General features: G+C 71.1%; 17 protein-coding genes and 1 tRNA gene. 12 read left to right on the plus strand and 6 right to left on the minus strand.

Going from position 1 to position 20333, the window contains the following annotated elements; genetic code table 11:
- Window positions 1–103: 103 nt before the first annotated feature.
- Window positions 104–961, plus strand: coding sequence for a fumarylacetoacetate hydrolase family protein (locus tag J8N05_RS11195; protein WP_210882304.1), 858 nt, complete (start codon window positions 104–106; stop codon window positions 959–961).
- Between the two features lie 146 nt (window positions 962–1107).
- On the opposite strand, the gene J8N05_RS11200 is transcribed toward J8N05_RS11195, so the two are convergent.
- Window positions 1108–1599, minus strand: a complete 492-nt coding sequence (locus tag J8N05_RS11200; protein ID WP_210882306.1) for a heme-degrading domain-containing protein — start codon at window positions 1597–1599, stop codon at window positions 1108–1110.
- Complete coding sequence (locus tag J8N05_RS11205) at window positions 1596–2717, minus strand: Gfo/Idh/MocA family oxidoreductase (protein ID WP_210882308.1); 1122 nt, start codon at window positions 2715–2717, stop codon at window positions 1596–1598. Before J8N05_RS11205 ends, J8N05_RS11200 begins: the two co-directional genes overlap by 4 nt.
- 48 nt (window positions 2718–2765) lie before the next feature.
- Between J8N05_RS11205 and J8N05_RS11210 the strand changes: the two genes are divergently transcribed.
- From J8N05_RS11210 to J8N05_RS11235, 6 genes are all read left to right on the plus strand, one after another.
- A complete protein-coding gene (locus tag J8N05_RS11210) occupies window positions 2766–3956 on the plus strand; it encodes an ROK family transcriptional regulator (RefSeq protein ID WP_210882311.1) in 1191 nt (396 codons plus the stop codon).
- 167 nt (window positions 3957–4123) lie between these two features.
- Window positions 4124–4972 carry a hypothetical protein gene (locus J8N05_RS11215; RefSeq protein WP_308286797.1) on the plus strand — a complete coding sequence of 283 codons (849 nt, stop codon included), beginning with the start codon at window positions 4124–4126 and terminating at the stop codon, window positions 4970–4972.
- 168 nt (window positions 4973–5140) lie between these two features.
- Window positions 5141–5920, plus strand: a complete 780-nt coding sequence (locus tag J8N05_RS11220; protein ID WP_107016032.1) for an HAD-IIA family hydrolase — start codon at window positions 5141–5143, stop codon at window positions 5918–5920.
- 100 nt (window positions 5921–6020) lie between these two features.
- Window positions 6021–6659, plus strand: coding sequence for a hypothetical protein (locus J8N05_RS11225; RefSeq protein WP_210882313.1), 639 nt, complete (start codon window positions 6021–6023; stop codon window positions 6657–6659).
- A 6-nt stretch (window positions 6660–6665) separates the two neighbouring features.
- A complete protein-coding gene (locus J8N05_RS11230; protein WP_210882314.1) occupies window positions 6666–7349 on the plus strand; it encodes a class F sortase in 684 nt (227 codons plus the stop codon).
- A 419-nt stretch (window positions 7350–7768) separates the two neighbouring features.
- On the plus strand, window positions 7769–8788 hold the full coding sequence (locus J8N05_RS11235; RefSeq protein ID WP_210882315.1) for a glycoside hydrolase family 6 protein: 1020 nt from the start codon (window positions 7769–7771) through the stop codon (window positions 8786–8788).
- Window positions 8789–8869: 81 nt separating this feature from the next.
- Here the strand turns inward: J8N05_RS11235 and glxA are convergent, their stop codons facing one another.
- From glxA to J8N05_RS11255, 4 genes are all read right to left on the minus strand, one after another.
- Window positions 8870–10807 carry a radical copper oxidase GlxA gene (gene glxA, locus J8N05_RS11240; protein WP_210882316.1) on the minus strand — a complete coding sequence of 646 codons (1938 nt, stop codon included), beginning with the start codon at window positions 10805–10807 and terminating at the stop codon, window positions 8870–8872.
- Between the two features lie 100 nt (window positions 10808–10907).
- Window positions 10908–12932 (minus strand): glycosyltransferase family 2 protein, encoded by a 2025-nt coding sequence (locus J8N05_RS11245; RefSeq protein WP_210882317.1) that lies wholly within the window; start codon window positions 12930–12932, stop codon window positions 10908–10910.
- 312 nt (window positions 12933–13244) lie between these two features.
- Complete coding sequence (locus J8N05_RS11250) at window positions 13245–13955, minus strand: FadR/GntR family transcriptional regulator (RefSeq protein WP_210882319.1); 711 nt, start codon at window positions 13953–13955, stop codon at window positions 13245–13247.
- A gap of 106 nt (window positions 13956–14061) precedes the next feature.
- Window positions 14062–14135 (minus strand) — tRNA-Lys (locus J8N05_RS11255).
- Window positions 14136–14429: 294 nt separating this feature from the next.
- Here J8N05_RS11255 and J8N05_RS11260 point away from each other — a divergent pair.
- The 5 genes from J8N05_RS11260 to J8N05_RS11280 all read left to right on the plus strand — a co-directional run bounded on the left by J8N05_RS11260 (window position 14430) and on the right by J8N05_RS11280 (window position 20312).
- On the plus strand, window positions 14430–15791 hold the full coding sequence (locus J8N05_RS11260; RefSeq protein ID WP_210882321.1) for a peptidoglycan-binding protein: 1362 nt from the start codon (window positions 14430–14432) through the stop codon (window positions 15789–15791).
- Between the two features lie 55 nt (window positions 15792–15846).
- Window positions 15847–17067, plus strand: a complete 1221-nt coding sequence (locus J8N05_RS11265; protein ID WP_210882323.1) for an SPFH domain-containing protein — start codon at window positions 15847–15849, stop codon at window positions 17065–17067.
- On the plus strand, window positions 17054–17707 hold the full coding sequence (locus J8N05_RS11270) for a nucleoside/nucleotide kinase family protein (RefSeq protein ID WP_210882325.1): 654 nt from the start codon (window positions 17054–17056) through the stop codon (window positions 17705–17707). Before J8N05_RS11265 ends, J8N05_RS11270 begins: the two co-directional genes overlap by 14 nt.
- 159 nt (window positions 17708–17866) lie before the next feature.
- A complete protein-coding gene (locus J8N05_RS11275; RefSeq protein ID WP_210882327.1) occupies window positions 17867–18511 on the plus strand; it encodes a lytic polysaccharide monooxygenase auxiliary activity family 9 protein in 645 nt (214 codons plus the stop codon).
- Between the two features lie 130 nt (window positions 18512–18641).
- Entirely contained in the window at window positions 18642–20312 is a 1671-nt protein-coding gene (locus J8N05_RS11280; protein ID WP_210882329.1) for an AMP-binding protein, read from the plus strand.
- Window positions 20313–20333 lie beyond the last annotated feature (21 nt).

A 20333-nucleotide genomic window follows, 5' to 3' on the forward strand; every position in this document is an offset into this window, starting at 1 on the left:
TGAACCGGGTATTGCGGACTGGACGCCGACCTTGGAGGATCGACCAGTCCTCCGATGGCTGCACCCATCGGTCGGCCGCCCGCGATCAAGGGAGACACTGCTCATGAAGCTGCTGCGAGTCGGTACGGCGGGGGCCGAGCGTCCCGCGCTGCTCGATGCCGAGGGAGTACTGCGGGACCTGTCGGGCGTCGTGCCGGACATCGACGGGGCGCTGCTCGCCGACGACGTGGCGCTCGGCCGGATCCGTACCGCCGCCGAGGCCGGGGAACTGCCCGCGCTCGACGCGGACGGGCTGCGGGTCGGGCCGCCGGTCGCCCGGATAGGCAAGGTCGTCTGCATTGGCCTCAACTACCACGACCACGCGCGCGAGACGGGGGCCGAGCCGCCCGCCGAGCCGGTGATCTTCTTCAAGGCCGCGGACACGGTGGTCGGGCCGCACGACACGGTGCTCGTGCCGCGTGGCTCGGTCAAGACCGACTGGGAGGTCGAGCTGGCCGTCGTCATCGGGCGTACGGCGCGCTACCTCGGCTCGCGCGAGGAGGCGCTCGCGCATGTCGCCGGGTACGCGGTCGCGCACGACGTGTCCGAGCGGGAGTTCCAGATCGAGCGTGGCGGGACCTGGGACAAGGGGAAGAACTGCGAGACGTTCAATCCGCTGGGGCCGTGGCTGGTGACGGCCGACGAGGTGCCGGATCCGCAGGCGCTCGGGCTGAAGCTGTGGGTGAACGGGGAGTTGCGGCAGGACGGCAGCACGGGCGATCAGATCTTCTCCGTCGCGGAAGTGGTGCGGTACGTGAGTCAGTTCATGACTCTCTATCCCGGGGATGTCATCAACACCGGGACGCCTGCGGGGGTTGCTTTGGGGATGCCTGAGCCGAAGCCGTTCCTTCGGGCGGGGGATGTCGTGGAGTTGGAGATCGGGGGGTTGGGGCGGCAGCGGCAGGTTTTCGCTCCTGCGTAGGCGTTCCACTCGGGGGCGGGGAACTCGGCGGGGGCGGGGAACGTCGGCGCGTTGTCGGCTGCGGCGCCGTCGTGGCTGGTCGCGCAGTTCCCCGCGCCCCTTGGGGGCTGCGCCCCCTGAAAGATTGCGCCGTTCCCCGCGCCCCTTTACTCGGTCAGGAAGCGTGTCAGGGCTTCCACCACCATGGCGTGGTCCTCCAGTTGGGGGAGGCCCGAGACCACCACCGTGCCGATCACGCCTGTGTCCTTGACCGTGATCGGGAACGCTCCACCGTGGGCCGCGTACGTGTCGGGGTCCAGGCGGGAGGAGTCCTCGAACGTCGTGTTCTTGGCGCGGAAGCGGGTGCCGACCAGGAGGGACGAGGCGGCGTAGCGTTCGACGACCCGGCGCTTGCGGTCGATCCAGGCGTCGTTGTCCTGGGTCGAGCCGGGGAGCGCGGCGTGGAAGAGCTGCTGGCCGCCGCGGCGGATGTCGATGGCGACGGGCGCGCCGCGCTCGCGGGCCAGCTCGACGAGGAGCGAGCCGAGGGTCCACGCGTCGTCGTGGGTGAAGCGGGGGAGCGTCAGGCTTCGCTCCTGCTCCTCCAACTCGGCGACGGTCGGCGCCGGCGAGGGCGTGGAGGGCGTGGGAGTGCTCACAGGGTCACCGTCACGTTCTCGTGGGCCGAGCGGTACGCGGCCTCCAGGACGTCCAGGGCCGCGGCCGCCTCCAGCGCGGTGACCGGGTTCTCGCCTGTGCCGCGCAGGGCCTCGGCGACCGCCGCGTAGTACGCGGGGTACGCGCCCGGCACGGTCGGGACCGGGGTGCCGCCGCCGGTCAGCGGGGACTCTCCGGAGCCGACGCGGCCCCACAGCTGCTCCGGCTCCACGCCCCACTCCTTCTCGCCGCCCGCGACCGGGCGTCCGCCGTCGCGCAGGGTGGCCTCCTGGGGGTCGAGGCCGTACTTCACGTAACCGGCCTTCGAGCCCAGCGTCCGGAAGCGCGGGCCGAGTTGGGCCGTCGTCGCGGAGGCGTAGAGGTGGGAGCGGACGCCGTTCGTGTGCGTGATCGCGATGAACGTGTCGTCGTCGGCCTCGGCGCCGGCGCGGCGGACGTCCGACTCCGCGTACACGGTGGCCGCGGGGCCGAAGAGGACGAGCGCCTGGTCGACCACGTGGCTGCCGAGGTCGTACAGCAGACCTCCGATCTCTGCTGGGTCGCCGGACTCGCGCCAGCCGCCCTTGAGTTCGGGGCGCCAGCGCTCGAAGCGGGACTCGAAGCGGTACACGTCGCCGAGTTCGCCGTCGACGATCAGCTTCCGGAGCGTCAGGAAGTCGTTGTCCCAGCGGCGGTTCTGGAAGACGGAGAGCAGCAGGCCGCGTTCGTCGGCGAGGGCGGCCAGCTCGCGGGCCTCGGCCGCCGCGCCCGCGATCGGCTTGTCGACGACCACCGGCAGGCCCGCTTCGAGGGCCGCCCTGGCGATCGGGACGTGCGTCTTGTTCGGGGACGCGATGACGATCAGGTCCAGCTCGTCCGCGCGCTGCCAGAGCTCGTCGGGGGACGTCGCGAACCGCACGCCGGGGAACTCGTCCCGCGCCTGTGCCTGCCGGTCCGGGTTCCCCGTGACGACCGTGTCGAGGACGAGGCCCTCGGTGGCGGCGATCAGCGGCGCGTGGAAGACGGAGCCCGCGAGGCCGTAGCCGACGAGACCCACGCGGAAGGGGCCTTCGCGGCGGGAGTCCGGGCGGAGAGAGGTGTCAGCACCTGTGCCAGTCATGCCCTCCACTTAAACAACGCTGTTGCCAAAGTGCAAGCGCGGGGGACAATGGGGTGGGGGACGCGACGGGCGCACCCGCGCGGGGCGGAACGGGACGCGGCGAACAGGGTGAAGGAGTGCCGAGTGGCTGGGATCAGGGCCGCGGGACCGGGCGGTGCGGTCAGCGGGGTGAATCTGCTCTCGCTGCGCAGCCACAACGCCGCGCTGCTGCTCGACCTGCTGCGCGGGGCCGGGCGGGCCGGGATGAGCCGTCTCGAACTCGCCGAGCGCACCGGGCTGACCCCGCAGGCCGTCAGCAAGATCACCGCCCGGTTGCGCGAGGACGGTCTGATCGCCGAGGCGGGCCGGCAGGCCTCCACCGGCGGCAAGCCCCGTACCGCGCTGCGGCTGGTGCCTCAGGCCGGGCACGCGGTGGGACTCCAGGTCGACCGCGACGAACTGCGCGCCGTCCTCGTCGACCTCACGGGCGAGGTGGTGGCCGAGCGCCGGGCCGCACTCGACCTCGGAGCCGGCGCGGAGGCCGTGCTGGACGTGGTCGTGGACGAGGCCCAGGTGCTGGTGGAAGGGCCATCCGGAGCCGCCGTCCTCGGGGTCGGCGTCGCCATGCCGGGGCCGCTCGACCACACGCACGGCGTGCTGCACCGGGTGACCGGGTTCCCCGAGTGGGACGGGTTCCCGCTGCGGGACGCCCTGGCGCGGCGGCTGGGGGTGCCCGTGGTGCTGGACAAGGACACGAACGCTGCGGCGCTCGGACTGGCCGTCGGCGGCGAGGTCGGAGCTTTCGCGTATCTGCATCTCGGTACGGGTCTTGGGGCCGGGCTCGTCCTGGGCGGGGCCGTGCACCGCGGGGCCCGTACGGGGGCGGGGGAGTTCGGGCATCAGGTCGTCCAGCTGGACGGACCGCCCTGCCCGTGCGGCAACCGGGGCTGTGTCGAGGCGCTCTGCCTCGCGGCGGTGGCCCGGGGCGACATCGACGGGGCGGCCCGTGTCCTCGGCGAGGGCGCCGCGAACCTCGTCGGGCTGCTCGACATCGACCTCGTCCTGCTCGGCGGCCGTACGGTCACCGCGGAGCCCGAACGCTTCGTACGCGGTGTCGGCGCCGTCCTGGACACCCGCGCCCGGCGCGAGGGCGCGAGCAGCCCCGTACCGGTGCGGATCGCGCCCGGCGGCGCGCGGGCGGTCGCGGAGGGGGCGGCGCAACTGCTGCTGGCCCCGCTGTTCGGACGGACACAGGACTGATCGGCCGGGCGGCCCCCGGCACTGGCCCGTCCGGACGCACCGCCGCCCCTCGTCCGGACGAACCCCCACCCCCGACGGCCCCCACCCCCGCGCGCCGCGGCCACCACCCGCCACCCCCGTGGCAGGCTCCCGTGTCCATGCGACTGAGCAAGCCCCTGTCTCTCGCCGTGACCGCTGCAGCCGCCCTCACCTCCGTGCCTGAAGCACAGGCCTCCGCACAGGCCTCCGCGCAGGTCTCCGCCCAGGCCCAGCCCGGGGCCGGACCCGCCTGTGCCGTGTCCGGGAAGCGGGACTTCCCCGTCCGTACCCGGATCCACGGCGGCCCCGACGCCTACGAGGCCGGCGGCGGATTCCGGATCTGGTACATCGACCTCACCAACACCACCGACACCCCCTGCGAGAACGTCCACCCGGTCGTCGTCCTCGTGGACGAGAAACGGGCGCTGCGGCCCGAACAGCCGCGCCTGGAGTTCTACGACGGGGAGCAGCGGCCCCGCCCCGTGACCTTCGAGCGGACCGACGAGGACGAGCACATCGGCGTGCTCGGCTCCTCCGGGCCCGGCTCCCCGGCGCCCGACTCCTCCTCGGCACCCGACTCCGCCGAGGAGGGCGACTTCCCGGGGTTCACCGTCGCGCCCGGCAAGACCCTCTCCATCAAGGTGCGGCTCGCGGTCACCTCGGACGCGGTCGCCAACGACATCGTCGCCAACGCGGCCGTCGTACAGCGGCACCGGGACGACGGCTCCTGGGTGGGCCAGTCGAACGACTACCGGTTCCGCATCGTCGGCGGCGTGGCCGGGGGCAAGGAGACGGGCGAGCCGCGCGGTGACACGGGCGTCCGGGACCGGGACCGGCAGGGCGCCGCCGACGGCGTACCGGACGGCCTGCCGTCCGCCGGGGAACTGGCCGGTACGGGGCTCTCCTCGCCCCGCGCCCTCCTCGCCGCGGCCGGGGGCGCGCTGCTGCTCCTGACCGCCGGGGCCACCGCGCTGGTCCTGGCCCGCCGCAGACGCTGAGCGCGCGACCCCCTCCCGCGACCTCCCCCCGCGTCCCCTTTCCCCTGGTCCTCCCCTCCTCCAAGATCCAGCGGATGGCTAGGCTGGGGGCGTCGGCACACGGTGGTGACCGGCGGCGCCGGCGCATCCGCACGGCTCACGCAGCACGCGTACGGCAGGAGACGGCACATGGCAGAGCGCAAGCCCATCGAATCGTGGCTCACCGACATGGACGGGGTGCTCATCCACGAGGGCGTGCCCATCCCCGGCGCCGACGCGTTCATAAGGAAGCTCAGGGACTCCGGGAAGCCCTTCCTGGTCCTCACCAACAACTCCATCTACACGGCCCGCGACCTGCACGCCCGGCTGCGGCGGATGGGCCTGGACGTGCCCGTCGAGAACATCTGGACGTCCGCCCTGGCCACCGCGCAGTTCCTGGAGGACCAGCGCCCCGAGGGCTCCGCGTACGTCATCGGCGAGGCCGGTCTGACCACCGCGCTGCACGACATCGGGTACGTGCTGACCGACCACGACCCCGACTACGTGGTCCTCGGCGAGACCCGTACGTATTCCTTCGAGGCGATGACCAAGGCGGTGCGGCTGATCAACGACGGCGCCCGTTTCATCGCCACGAACCCCGACGAGACCGGCCCCTCCGCCGAGGGCGCGCTGCCCGCCACCGGCGCGGTCGCCGCGCTGATCACCAAGGCGACCGGCAAGCAGCCGTACTTCGCGGGCAAGCCGAACCCGCTGATGATGCGGACCGGGCTCAACACCATCGGCGCGCACTCCGAGACCAGCGCGATGATCGGCGACCGCATGGACACCGACGTGCTGGCCGGTCTGGAGGCGGGCATGGAGACCTTCCTCGTCCTCACCGGCCTCACCACGAAGGCCGAGATCGAGAAGTACCCGTACCGGCCGTCCACGATCGTCGACTCCATCGCGGACCTCGTCGACCGCGTCTGAACCGGCCGTACGGGCCGCCACCCGTACGGAGCAGCGGGCCCCCTCCCCGGATGCGCCCGCCCGGCCCGCGGAGGACGCTCCAGATGTCTGGAGGTTCACGATGGGTTCACTGCGACTCGCTCTCTGTGCCGGTGCGGCGGCAGCCGCCGCACTCGCCCCCACGGCGTACGCCCCCTCTGTGTTCGCGGCCGACGGAGGTGTCCGGGTGACTCCGGGGTCACCGGCTCCCGGCAGCGACATCCGGCTGCGGGTCCAGGGGTGCACCGGGCTGACCGGCACCGCCGCGTCCACGGCGTTCGTCGCCGACGCGCAGCTCACCGGGGGTCGCGGGGACCTCGCCGGCGAGACCCGTGTCCGCTCGACGCTCGACCCCGGCACGTACGACATCAAGGTCACCTGCGACGGCTTCGAGCACAAGATCAAGGGCACGGTCACCGTCGCCGACAAGAAGCACGAGACCGGCAAGCACGAGGCCGACGAGAAGCGCGAGGTCGGCAAGGAGAGCAAGGCCGACAAGGATTCCGGCGAGAAGCGGGAGTCCGCTCCTCCCGCAGCGCCCGCGTCCCCCGTCGCCCCCGTGCACGCGGGCGGTGGCGGTACCTCGCGGCTCGTCGCCGCCGAGGCCAGGTCGGAGGGGCCCGGCACCCGGCACGCGGTCGTCGGTCTCGTCCTGGCCGGGGTCGCCGCCGTCGCCGTGGCCGTCAGCAGCGCCCGGCGGGGCCGCCGCCGTACGGACTGAGGGGCCATGTCACCACGCACACACACGGAACACCGGGAACACCCGGGCGGCGGCCGGCTCCTGATGGGGGTCGCCTGGGCACTGCTGCTGCTCGGACTGTGGCTGTGGGGCCGCGAGGTCACCGACGTACGGCAGGGGATCTCCGCGCCGACCACCGGTGACATGGCGGCGGTCGGCCGCCCGCTCGGCGCCGAACTGCCGCCCGCGGCACGGCCGCTGGGCGACGCGCGCCCCCAGCGCGTGGACGTGCCCGCACTGGGCGTACGGGCACCCGTGGTGAGCCGCGGCCTCGACGCGGACGGGGCGGTCGATCCGCCGCCGTACGGACGGCCCGGGACGGTCGGCTGGTACGCGGACGGGGTGCGGCCCGGGGCGGCCGGGACCGCGCTGCTCGTCGGGCACGTGGACACCGAGACCCGGCCCGCGGTCTTCTACCACCTCAGCGAGATACGGCCGGGCGCGGTGGTTCGGGTGGTCCGGGACGACGGCACGGTCGCCGAGTTCACCGTCGAGGACGTACAGGTCTTCACCCGCGACCGCTTCGACGCCCGGAAGGCGTACGGGGTCCGGCAGACCGGCCGCGCCGAGCTGCGGCTCATCACCTGCGGCGGCTCCTTCGACCGCGAGAGCCGCACCTACACGGCGAACGTGGTCGTCTCCGCGTACCTCAGCGGGACCCGGCACGGATGAGCGGTGGCGGCACCTGGCCCGGTCGACGGCCCGCTCCCCCCGGAGCCGTCGACCGGGCTGGTCCTCGACCGTGGGCGCACGGGCTGCGGGAGTAACCCGGCGACCGGCACGGGAGGTTCAGGATCCCATCCGCGGGCGGGCGGATGGCCGGACAGCCGGGGGCCCGGGCCGTCTGAGACGACTCTAGAACGGATGAGCGCCCCGGCCTAGGGGCTGAATGACGCCAAGTCCCGCCACGGTGGCACTGCGTCATCCCCGCAGGTGGCCGCCGTGTCCGGCGAGGTCCGCGGGACCCCGCTACCGTCCGGCCGTTCAGCGCTGTAACAGCTGGCCGACAAGGCGTGACTGTGCTCGTGGGCGGCCCGACACGTATGTCAGGATTGGTACTTCGGACGGTGCACCCGAGGGGGAGTTTTTCGATGTACGGGAGCAGGGGGGCCGGGGCAAGGGCGTCCGTGGCGGTCGCCGGAGCTGTGCTGCTGCTCGGGGCGTGTTCGTCCTCGGGCGACGACGGCGACAAGGACAAGTCGGGCGCCAAGGTGAGCCAGCAGCCCAAGGAGAAGGACCCGTTCTGGGTCAACCCGGACGGGAACGCGGCCGAACAGGTCGCCACCTACGTGAAGGACGGCAAGGACGAGAACGCCGAACTGATCCGTACGATCGCCGAGCAGCCCACCGGGCAGTGGCTGACCCCGGAGAACGCCGGGCAGGAGGCACGCGGCTTCACCGAGGCCGCGGCGAAGGCCGACCGGGACGCGCTGCTCGTCGTCTACAACATCCCGCACCGCGACTGCGGCCAGTTCTCCAGCGGCGGCGCCGCCGACGGCAACGCGTACCGGACCTTCATCGACCAGGTCGCGGGGGGCATCGGCGACCGGGCGGCCACCGTGATCCTGGAGCCGGACGCCGTGCTGCACATGGTGGACGGCTGCACCCCGGACGAGTTCCACGAGGAGCGCTACGACCTGCTGCGGGGCGCGGTGGAGAAGTTCAAGTCGCTGAAGAACACGAAGGTCTACCTGGACGCGGGCAACGCGGGCTGGGGCAAGCCCGACGACATCGCCGAACCGCTGAAACTGGCGGGCGTCGAGAACGCCGACGGGTTCGCGGTCAACGTCTCCAACTTCTACAAGACGCCCGACAGTACGAAGTACGGCAAGGAACTGTCGTCGAAGGTCGGCGGCAAACCGTTCGTGATCGACACCAGCCGCAACGGCAACGGCCCCTACACGGACGGCGACCCGGAGGAGAACTGGTGCAACCCGCCCGGGCGCGCACTGGGCGAGACACCCACCACGGACACCGGTGACGACCTCGTCGACGCCTATCTGTGGGTCAAGCGGCCCGGCGAGTCCGACGGCACGTGCAAGGACGGACCGAAGGCGGGCCAGTGGTGGCCGGAGTACGCGCTGAAGCTCGCGAAGGCGAGCAAGCAGTAACTGCCCGTAGGTGAGATGTACGTGACCGGGGGCGCCCTCCTTGTGCGGAGGGCGCCCCCGGTCATGTACGAACCGTGTCCGTCAGGGGATCTTCACCCACTGCGCCTTGCTCGGGGTGCCCTGGTCGTCCGTCACGAACAGCATGTACCAGCCGGACTCGACCAGATTGCGGCTCTTGGGGACGGTGACCTCGATGCCGTCCTTCGTCTTCTCGAAGTCCAGCGCGATCGACCGCTGGTCGACGTCGGTGACGTGCGTCGAGGCGCTCGGCCGGATCAGCCGGGCCGACTTGATCGACGAGGAGTGCTTCGAGGTGAACGCGGCCGTCCCGCCGCGCTCGACGGTCTTCGGACCGCCGGAGAGCGTCGGCCGCGACCCCTGGTAGAGGTACGGCGGCGTGTAGATCTCCACGCGCTGCTCGAACTTGCCCGGCTTGGTGTTGGCCTTGTCGGCGTAGAGCGAGTCCGAGCCGAAGAACATCACGCGGCCGTCGGGCAGCAGGATCGAACCCGAGTGGTAGTTGCGGCCCACCAGCGGGTCGGCGACCCGCTTGAACTCGTTGGTCTTCGAGTCGTACATCCGCGCCTGGAGGATGTTGGTGTCACCGCGCCCGCGGTAGTCCTCCGAACCGCCCGAGACCAGCACGTCGTCGTCCGGGAGGATCGAGTACTGCGGATAGCGCGTGCCCTTCTCCAGCTCGGGACCGTCGACGAACTTCGGGTCGTCGGACAGCAGATCGACGATGCGGGTCTTCTTGCTGGACAGCTTGGACTCGCCGACCCCGCCACCGCCGATCACCATGTACTTCTCGTCCTGCGCGGGCGGCAGCAGCACCGTGCCCGCGGTCTCCAGGAGCTTCGGGTCGGACATGCCCTTGAGCTTCTTGAACTTGTTCGTCTCCAGGTCCCAGACGCCCGGGTCACGGCCGACGTCGTCGGGCCCGTAGCCGGCGTTCGCGCCCGAGTAGAACAGCTTGCCGTTCTGCATGAGCGAGATCGCCGGGTAGGTCGGGAACTGGCGGACGCCGTCGGTGTACGTCCACTTCTTGGTCTTCGGGTCGTACACCTCGTTCTTGCCCGGGACCAGCTGGCCGATCTCGTCCAGGCCGGAGAGGCTGAGAATCTTGCCGTCCGAGAGCGTGGTGAGCGTCGGGTACCAGCGCGCCTCGTTCATCGGGTCGACCTTGATGTACTTCTCGGCGACCGGGTCGAACTCGTAGGCGTCCTTGATCCCCTGGAAGTCCTTCTTGTCCAGGGCGAGCTTCTGCGCGATGCCGTACGTGTTGCGGGCGTCCGCGCCCGAGAGGCCCTGCACGCGGTAGTTGTCCTGCGTGCCCGTCTCGTACTTGGAGCCGCTCTTCTGCGCCTCGACGTAGATCCGGCCGAGGCCCGGTTCGTTGCGCAGGAACTTGCCGGTGGCCGGGTCGAAGACCTTCTTGGCGCGCTCGACGACGACCGGGTCCTTCGACACGAACGTCTTGCCGTTCTCCTTGCCCGAGAAGCGGGTGCCCGCGGGCAGGGTGATCGGCTCGTCCGGGTTCTCGTTGTGGACGACCATCAGGCCGCCCGCCTTGGTGATGTCGCCCTTGAGCTTCTCGTAGCGCTTGGTGCCGCCGGCGATCAGCAGATTGCCGTTGGGCAGCTGGGTGTGGCCCGTGCAGAACAGGTCGGCCGGCGTCGGAACCTTCTTGATCGTCTTCTTGACCGGGTCCCAGATACGGGTGTCGAACTTCTTCGCGTCGAAGTTGTCCTGGTTGTTCCCCGAACCGGCGATCAGCAGGATCTTGCCGGTGTGCAGCAGCGCGGCGTGAATGGTGTTCAGCCGGTACTTCTCGGGGAACTCGACTATGTCCCACTTGCCGTTCTCGGCCTTGTACTCAGGTCGGTTGATCTTGTACTCGTGGTACTGCTCCGACCCGAAGCGGTAGAGCGCGGGTCCGTTCATCCCGGCCAGCGCAAGCACCACCGCCGCACCTATCGCGATGCGGCGGGCACGGCGGCGGCTGGAACCGTCTTTCACTTCAATTCCCGTCTAACTCGACTGACTTGGCCGGCGCGGACCAGGCCTCGTCCCTGGTCCGGCCCCTGGGGTGGGATACGCGGCGCGGCGGCCGCGCACCTCATTCCCCGGACGAACGGTGCCGGCCCCCGAGGGAGATCTGCACGGTCTGGTCGGTGCCCCCGCCCGACGCCCAGCTCGGCTTGTGCTGGGGCGCGTGCTGCGGCGCCTGCTGCCCGTGCTGGGCCGTGTGCTGAGGTGCCTGGGACTGCTGCGGCTGGAGGGGGATCCGGCTGTCGTACACGGGTGCCGGGGCGGCCGGGGGCTCCTGGGGGGAGCCGTGCCGGTGCTTCCTGCCCTTCCTGTCCTGCCGCATCATCCAGCGCCAGGCGAACATCGGCGAGGCCGTGATGAGCAGTGCGAACGTCGCCCAGATGATCATCGCCGGGTGGGCGTGACCGTAGACGAAGCCCGCGGTGATCGAACCGCTGAAGATCGCGATGAAGTACCAGTGGTACCGGAACGTCCCGAACCAGGTGTCCGGGCTCGCGGAGTCGCCCTTCGGGGTCACCACGAACTTGCTCTTGCGGCGCAGCATCGAGTCGATGAGGGCCTTCGCGTACAGCGGCGCCGACAGCGCGGACATGATCATGCCCGCCACACCGCCGGAGCCCTCGGGCTCGTGCGGCGACACGTTGTGGCGGCGGTTCCAGACGTAGAGGCCGATCTGCAGCGCCGAGGCGTTGCCGTAGAGCATCAGCCAGATCGCCGGGTCGATGTTCACACCCGAGGCGCCCAGACCCAGGAACAGCGCACAGCTCAGCGCGGCCAGGATCCAGTTGAGCGCCGACATCGGGTAGAAGATGATCATCATCGTGTAGTTGAAGAACTTGCTCGGCGGCAGCGAGTAGGCGCCCTTCCAGTACTGCTTGAGGATCGTCTCGTACGTACCCCGTGACCAGCGCATCTGCTGGGTGAAGAAGTCCGTCCAGGCGTTCGGGCCCTCACCGACCGCGAGGACGTCCGGGGTGTAGACCGAGCGCCACTTCCTGCCCGTCGCCGGGTTCTTGTGGCGGTGGATCTCGAAACCGGTCGCCATGTCCTCGGTGATCGAGTCGTACAGGCCGCCGATCTGCTTCAGCGCCTTGATGCGCACGGCGTTCGACGTGCCCACGAACATCGGCGAGCCGTACGCGTTGCCCGCGCGCTGGATCAGCGCGTGGAACAGGAACTGCTGCGACTCGGCGGCCTTGGTGATCGGGTTGTCGTAGTTGCCGTAGACCTGCGGGCCGATCACGAAGCCGATGTCCGGGTCGCGGAAGAAGCCCAGCATCCGCTCCAGGTAGTTCGGCAGCGGGACATGGTCGGTGTCGACGCTGGCGAAGAAGTCGTACTGGTCGCCGTGCGCGTCCAGCCAGGCGTTGTAGTTGCCGTGCTTGGTCTTGGCGCGGTGCGGGCCCTTCTTCTGGTTCCACTTCGCGACGCCCTTGCGGGAGAAGTGGTGCACGCCGAGGCGCTCGCAGACCGCCTTCACCTCGGGGTCGTCGCCCTCGTCGAGGAGCCATACATGCATGAGGCCGCGGTGCCGGATCCGCACCGCGGCTTCCAGGGTCTTCGTCACCATCTCCAACGGCTCCTTGCCGGGCACGAAGGAGGTGAGGAAGGCCACTCTGGTGCCGGTCTCGGGCACCACCGGGATCGGGTCGCGGGCGACCAGCGTGGCGTGCGCGTTCGACAGCACGTTCATGCAGCGGAACAGCTCGATCAGACCGATCGAGACGAGCATCACCATGTCGAGCGCGGGCAGGAAGTCGTAGGCGGGATAGTCCCGTTCGGTCCAGTGCGTGGGCTGCAGCAGCCAGGCCAGCAGCACGAGCGACAGCAGCGGGGCCGCGCCCAGCATCAGGGCGGCGCGCAGCCGGTGCGGCTCCTGCGAGAGCAGCGTGCGGTACTGCACCTTGTACGGCTTGGTCGGGTCCGGCTGCGTGAGAGGACCCGCGAGCCTGCTGTAGTGCTCGTAGTCGTATCTCGGCAGGTTCTTCTTGATTCTGCGGAAAGTGCCGGTCCGCGTCTGTGACGGCACCCTCAGCTGGGTGGTCTCGGACGGGTCGGAGTTCTGCCGGGCGCCCGTCGGCGTCGACGTCATGAGTCATCCCCCCACACGCGAGTTTCCACGTGCTCGTTGTTCCCTTCGCCGGCCGGTCCCCCTGAACCCGCACAGGCGTATCAACAGCAGGCCCCCGTCACCACATCATCCACACACCTTATAGACATGGCGGAGCGGCCTTCCGGTTGCATGATGCCCCCCTCGACATCCGTTCATTGACAGGGCCCCAATCCCCGCCTTCGCACGCAACCGCTTTCATGCCCCCAACTGCGCTGTAACCGCAGCCTCTTGTTGCCCAGGGTTCTATGCCGTTCATCATGATCGCAAGATGCGAAACACGGTGTTTACCGGTCATACGCGCTCATTGGGGAGCCTGCTGGTCTCGTTCGGTACCGTTGCTGTCAACCGCGTACGGATGTTGCCGAAGTGTTCTCTTATTGCGTCCTCGGCCCGCCCCGGATCACCGGAGCGCACCGCGTCGAGAATCTCCCGGTGTTGCCGGCAGGTGACCTTCGGATCCTGCGGAAGTTCCACGAGATCCGTGCGTACGCGGTGGAAGGCGTCCCAGAACGCCTCCAGGAGTTCACTCAGCAGCAGGTTGCCCAGACCCCGGTAGAGGGTGGCGTGAAACGCGCGGTCGGTCTCGGCGAGACCCGCTCCCGCGGTGGCCTCGGCCTCCATGCGCTCGACCAGTGCGTCCAGAGCGGCCAGATCGTCCGGCGGGACGTGGCCCGCCAGGCGTGAGACCAGGCCGGTCTCCACTGCCTCGCGCAGTTGCAGGAGCTGCAGGAGGCTGTCCTCGCCGCGGTAGTGCCCGGCGACCGTGCGGAAGGCCAGGCCCTCGATCATCGGGGCCATGGACATCGGTCCGACGTAGGTGCCGAAGCCGTGCCGGATCTCTACGATGCCCATCGCCTGGAGAGCCTTGAGGGCCTCGCGCACGGAGTTCCGGCTGGCGCCGAGCAGCTCCATGAGGTCGGGCTCGGTCGGCAGTACGGCGCCCGAGGGCAGCCGACGGTCGATGATGAGCTTCTTGATCTGCTCCTGGAGGTCGCGCGCCATGGCGAGAGGGTAGCGGGCCGTAAGGGTTCGGCCATACGCGAAGAGGCTCCCCGCTCGGTGCGGGGAGCCTCTTCGTTACTTCTCGTGTCTCTTCTTGTCCTTCTTGTGCGCCGCCAGGGACTCGAACCCCGGACCCGCTGATTAAGAGTCAGCTGCTCTAACCAACTGAGCTAGCGGCGCGGGTGGCTGTCGCCGACGAGAACTCTACCGGACCTTTGCGGGGCGGTTGACCGGGGGATTTCGGCTGCGGGTCCGGTGGGGGTTGCTCGCGCAGTTCCCCGCGCCCCTGAAAGGCGGGGCTGCGCCCCTGCCCACCCAGGGGCGCGGGGAACTGCGCGGCCCGCCCCCACCGGAGCCGCAGCCGACGACGAATACATCATTCGGACCGTCAACATGCGGTCCGAGCAACACGTTGCGAAACTGACGCACGTGCAGAAGCGCGGAAATCTCAGACAGGACGACGACGGGAAAAGCATGTCCGCTCCGGCATTCGAGGAATTCGATCCCGAGAGCGACTGCGACTGCCCCGGATGCACCCACTGGCGGCGCGTACTGCCGCATTCCAGGACCGGCGGACACGGCGGCCACCCGGCCGCGCTCTCCCCCGTGGCGCTGGCCCTCGTCGCGGCCACCGGCACGGTGCTCGGCGCGGCGGGCGCCACCCCCGCCGTCGCCGCCGCACACGCCCCACAGCGGCCCGGCGCCCCCGCGGCCGACGACCCCGGCACGCCCCAGGGCGGCACGACCCCGCTGCACGGCCCCGGCGGGGTGCCGGCCAGGATCAAGGCGCCCGGGACGACCCGGGCCGAGATCATCAACCGGGCCAGGGAGTGGGTCGCCGCGCAGGTGCCCTACAACATGGGCGCGTACTGGTCCGACGGCTACCGCCAGGACTGTTCCGGCTTCGTCTCGATGGCCTGGAACCTCGGCGGGAACGAATGGACGGGCAGCCTCGACAAGTACGGCGTCCGCGTCGCCCGCAGCGATCTCCAGCCGGGGGACATCCTGCTCTTCCACAATCCGTCCGACCCCGAGAAAGGGTCCCACGTCGTGATTTTCGGCGGCTGGACGGATTACACGCAGAGCCAATACATCGCGTACGAGCTGACGCGTCCGCACGCCCGCAGGCAGGCCACTCCTTACGCCTACTGGAGCAATTCGGACCGCTATCTCGCGTACCGCTACAAGGGGCTCAAGCCGGAGCCGGGCAAGGGCGGCACCGGCACCGGTACGGGTACCGGCACGTCCGTCACCTCTCCGGCCGGGGCCGGCTATCCCGGCGCCGCCGCCTTCGGGCCCGGCGCGAACAACGCGTACGTCACCCGGCTGGGGCGGATGCTCGTCGCGCGGGGCGCGGGGAGTTTCTACAGCTCGGGGCCCGGGCCGCGCTGGACGGACGCGGACCGGCGGGCGACCCGGGCGTTCCAGCAGGCACAGGGCTGGACCGGGGCCGACGCCGACGGGCTGCCGGGGCCGACGACCTGGTCGTACCTGGTGAACGGGAAGGGCCGGGACGTCCGGGCCGCGAGCGCGGGCAGCCCCGGCACTTCCGCGAAACCCCCGGCCGGCGATGTCGCCTCGCACGGCGTCCCCGGCTATCCCGGGCGGGCGATGTTCCGGCCCGGTGCCGACAACGACCACGTCACCCGGCTGGGGAGGCAACTGGTGAAGAAGGGGTTCGGCAAGCACTACACGCGGGGCCCGGGATCGCGCTGGGGCGAGGGCGACCGGCGCAACGTCGAGGCGTTCCAGCGCGCGCAGGGGTGGCGCGGCGGGGCGGCGGACGGCTACCCGGGGCCGGAGACCTGGCGACGGCTCTTCGCCGAAACCTCCTAGGGGGTTGTTCCACCGGCACGACGGTTCTTCCTGGCGCGGAGGCACGGAGGCACATATGAGTACGACGACCACTTCACACTCGCCGGAGTCCGAGGGGCCGCCCGAGGCGGGCGGCCGGGACACCGGCGGACGCGACATCGGCGGACGCGACACCGGCGGTCGGGAGACGGGTGGCCGCGGGGCTCGGGTCATCCACAACGAGGCGACCACCGAGATCCCGGTCCACCTGCTCTTCCGTGACGAGCCCGGACCGGTGTCCGTGGCACTGGCGCCCGCGGTGGTGAGCCGTCGGCGCGGTACGGGCGAGCAGCCGCGGATCGCCCGGCGCACCCCCGCCCCGCTGCGGCCGAGGCCCACGCCCGAGGTCGACCCGGACCTGGTCGAGCGGCCCGCACGGGTGCTGCCGGGCCTGGCCGGGGTGCTGGCGGGCGCCGTGGGGACGACCGGGTGCGTCCTGGCGTCCTGGTGGGCGGGCGTCCTGCCGCCGCTCGCCGTGGACGCGCTGGGACTGCCGGCGCACACCGGTGCCGGGCTCGGCGGACCGCAGTGGGCGGCGCTCGCGGGAGGCGGGGCGCTCGCGCTGTTCGGGTTCGGCGGGCTGGCCCGCGGCCGGACCGGACGCGCCTGGGTGCTCGGCCTCTTCGGCCGCTACCGGGGCACGGTCCGGCGCACCGGACTCATGTGGGTCAACCCGCTGGTGCTGCGCCGCCGGATCGACGTACGGCTGCGACACTGGCGCAGCGAGCCGATGCCCGCGGTCGACGCGAACGGGGTCGCGCTGCGGGTCGTGGTGCTCGTCGTCTGGCGGGTGCGGGACACCGCCCGCGCCGCGCTCGGCGTCGAGGACCACCAGCTGTATCTGCGCGAGTGCGTGGAGGCGGCGCTCGCCCGGGTGCTCGCGCAACTGCCGGTCGATCTCTCCCCGAACGCGCCGGGCGGCGCGGACTCCGCGACCCTGCGCAACACGGAGGCCGTCAGCGACGCGCTGACCCGGCTGGTGGCGGCGGAGGCGGCGGCGGTCGGGCTCCAGGTGTACTCGGCGCAGCCGCTCGGGGTGGAGTACGCGCCCGAGATCGCCGCCGTGATGCAGCGCCGCCGGATCGCGGCCCTGGACGCCCAGCACCGCGACACGGTCCTCACCTCGGTCGTCGACTCCGTCGAGGACACGGTGACCCGGCTGACCCTGCGCGGACTCGTCGAGCTGGACGACTACGAGCGCAAGGCCCTGGTGAAGGACCTGACGGTGGCGTTCTATACGGGGCATGGAGATCGATGACCCCCGCACCCTCGAAGGCCTCGCCGCGGACGCCTGGAGCCTGACCGAGGGCACCCCGCGTGCCGTGCTGGGCCTGGCCGGGCCGCCCGGTGCCGGCAAGTCCACGCTCGCCCGCGCCCTGGTCGCGCACCTCGGTGAGGGCGCCGCCTATCTGCCGCTCGACGGCTTCCACCTCTCCAACGCCCAGCTGGAACGCCTCGGCCTGACCGCCCGCAAGGGCTCCGAGCCGAGCTTCGACGTGTGGGGTTACGTCGATCTGCTGCGCCGGGTCCTCGACGAGACCGTCCGCGACATCTACGTACCGGACTACGACCGCACGCTCCACGAGCCCGTCGCCGCACGGCATCTGGTGCCCGTGGCCGCCCGGCTCGTCGTCACCGAGGGCAACTATCTCGCCTGCGATCTGCCGGGATGGCGGGACGCACAGGTGCTCATGGGGGAGTGCTGGTACGTGGAGACGCCGGGGGGCGTGCGGCACAAGAGGCTGGTGGAGCGGCAGTTGGCGGGTGGGAGGGACGAGGCGCAGGCGCGGGACTGGGTGGCCACCAACGACGATCCGAACGGACGGCTGGTGGAGAAGTCGCGGGACCGGTGCCGGCGGGTCCTCTCCACGATTGGTATGGACCCATCCGGCTTTTGACGCGGACTTGATATGGACACAGCCAAGTCCTGGCAATAATCTGGTACTTGGTCTAGACCTGAATCATCGGCTCGACTTCACCTTCGTCCTCACCTTCACGCATCGCGATGCGCACGCACGGCTCACGGAACTTCCCCCACGTTCTCCAGGAGCGGCAGCATGCGAGAAACTCCCCAGCCCACCCTCCGGCCAACTCCCCCGCCCCGAAAGCGGCTGAAGTGGTACGCCGCCGCCGTCGGACTCGCCACCACCGGAGCGATCGTCCTCTCCAGCGGCGGCGCGACCGGCCACGGCTACACCGACCTCCCCGTCAGCCGGCAGAAGCTCTGCCAGAACGGCGGCGTGGCCAACTGCGGTGACATCCAGTGGGAACCCCAGAGCGTCGAGGGCCCCAAGGGCTTCCCGGCGGCCGGGCCCGCGGACGGTCAGATCTGTTCCGGGAACCACGGCAACTTCGGCGCGCTCGACAAGGCGACGACGCCCTCGGGCGGTGCCTGGCCGACGACGAAGGTCAGCGGCGGGCAGAGCTACACCTTCCGCTGGCAGTTCACGGCACGGCACTCGACGACCGACTTCAAGTACTACATCACCAAGAGCGGCTGGAACCAGAACGCTCCGCTGACGCGGTCCGCGCTGGACACCACCCCGTTCCTGACCGTCCCCTACAGCGGTCAGCCCCCGGCGACGCTCTCGCACAGCGGCACCCTGCCGTCGGGCCGGAGCGGACACCACGTGATCCTCGCGGTGTGGACGATCGCCGACACGAGCAACGCGTTCTACGCCTGCTCGGACGTCACCTTCTGAGCGACCGCACGGCCACCCCCCACGGGTAGGTTCCACGCACGTCGGTATCGAGTGACGACGTGCGTGGAGCTGTACCGCCCCCGCTCCCACCCCTCGTCATCTGACGCTCCGTCAATTATGGTGCGCCCCCATGGGAGTCAGGAGCGTGGGCACGGGCGCGCGTACCGTCGCCGAACTCGTACAGGAACGGTGGGACGACCACCGGCCGGGGCTGTGGTCCGGGGAACGGACCCTGACCCACCACGAAGTGGCCTCGGGCGCCGCCGCGCGGGCCGCGCTGTTCGCCGAGCTGCTGTCGCCCCGCGCGGAACCGCACATCGGCGTGCTGCTCGACAACACCCCCGAGTTCCCGCTCTGGCTGAGCGCCGCGGCCCTCGCGGGCGCGGCCGTCGCGGGGATCAACCCCACCCGCCGCGGCCCCGAACTCGCCCGCGACATCCTGCACACCGAATGCCGCGTCCTGGTCACCGAGCGGACCCACCTCCCGCTCCTGGACGGTCTCGAACTCCCGGGCGTACGCGTCCTGGTGACCGACACGCAGGCCTACGAGGACCTGCTCGCGCCCTACGCCGACGCGCGCCCCGAGCCGGGACCGGCGACCCCGCGCAGCCGCTTCCTCCTCTACTTCACCTCCGGCTCGACCGGCGCCCCCAAGGCGGCGATCTGCTCGCAGGGGCGGCTCGCGGCGGCCGGGCACTCGCTCGTCGGTCACTTCGGGGTGCGTGCGGACGACGTGCACTACATCTGCATGCCGATGTTCCACGGCAACGCCGTGATCGCCGACTGGGCACCCGCCCTCGCGGCCGGCGCGGGCGTGGCGCTGCGGCGCCGCTTCTCCGCCTCGGCCTTCCTGCCGGACGTACGGGCCTACGGGGCCACGTACTTCACGTACGTGGGACGCGCCGTCCAGTACATCCTGCAGACCCCGGCCCGCGCCGACGACCGCGACAACCCGCTGCGCACGGGCTTCGGGACGGAGGCGGGGGCGGTGGACGCGGCGGCCTTCGAGGAGCGGTTCGGGGTGCGCCTGGTGGAGGGCTACGGATCGTCCGAGGGCGGGGCGGCGATCCAGTGGTCGCCCGGGACGCCGAAGGGCGCGACCGGACGGGCGGCACCCGGCGACGACCTCGCGGTACTGGATCCGCGAACCCGCGCCGAGTGCCCCGCGGCGGTCTTCGGCCCCGACGGTCTGCTGCTCAACGGCCACGAGGCCATAGGCGAGCTGGTGAACCGCGGCCCCAACCCCTTCGAGGGCTACTGGCGCAACCCGGCGGCGGACGCGGCCCGCGGCCGGGACGGCTGGTACTGGACCGGCGACCTCTTCTACCGGGACGCCGGGGGATTCCTGTACTTCGCGGGCCGCACCGACGACAGGCTCCGCGTCGACAGCGAGAACCTGGCCGCCGCGGTGATCGAGAACATCCTCGCCCGCTACGAGGGCGCGGACGCCGTGGCCGTGTACGCCGTCCCCGACCCGGTCGCCGGCGACCAGGTCATGGCCACCGTGGCCGGCACGTTCGACCCGCTCGCCTTCGAGGCCTTCCTGGACGCCCAGCCGGACCTGGGCACCAAGATGGCCCCCCGTTTCGTACGGGTCCTCGACCGGATGCCGGTCACCGCCACCAACAAGATCCACCGGGCCGCACTGCGCCGCGAGGGCTTCCGGTGCGCGGACCCGGTGTGGTGGCGGCCGACGGGGGAGGCGGGGTGCACCGGATACCGGCTGCTGGAGAGCGCGGACGTCGAGGCGCTGGTGGAGCGGTACCGGGCGCGGGGGCGCGAGGAGCTGCTGTCGCGGTGAGGCGGGCAACGCAAGAAGCCC

This window comes from Streptomyces liliiviolaceus (assembly GCF_018070025.1).
Classification (GTDB): Bacteria; Actinomycetota; Actinomycetes; order Streptomycetales; family Streptomycetaceae; genus Streptomyces; species Streptomyces liliiviolaceus.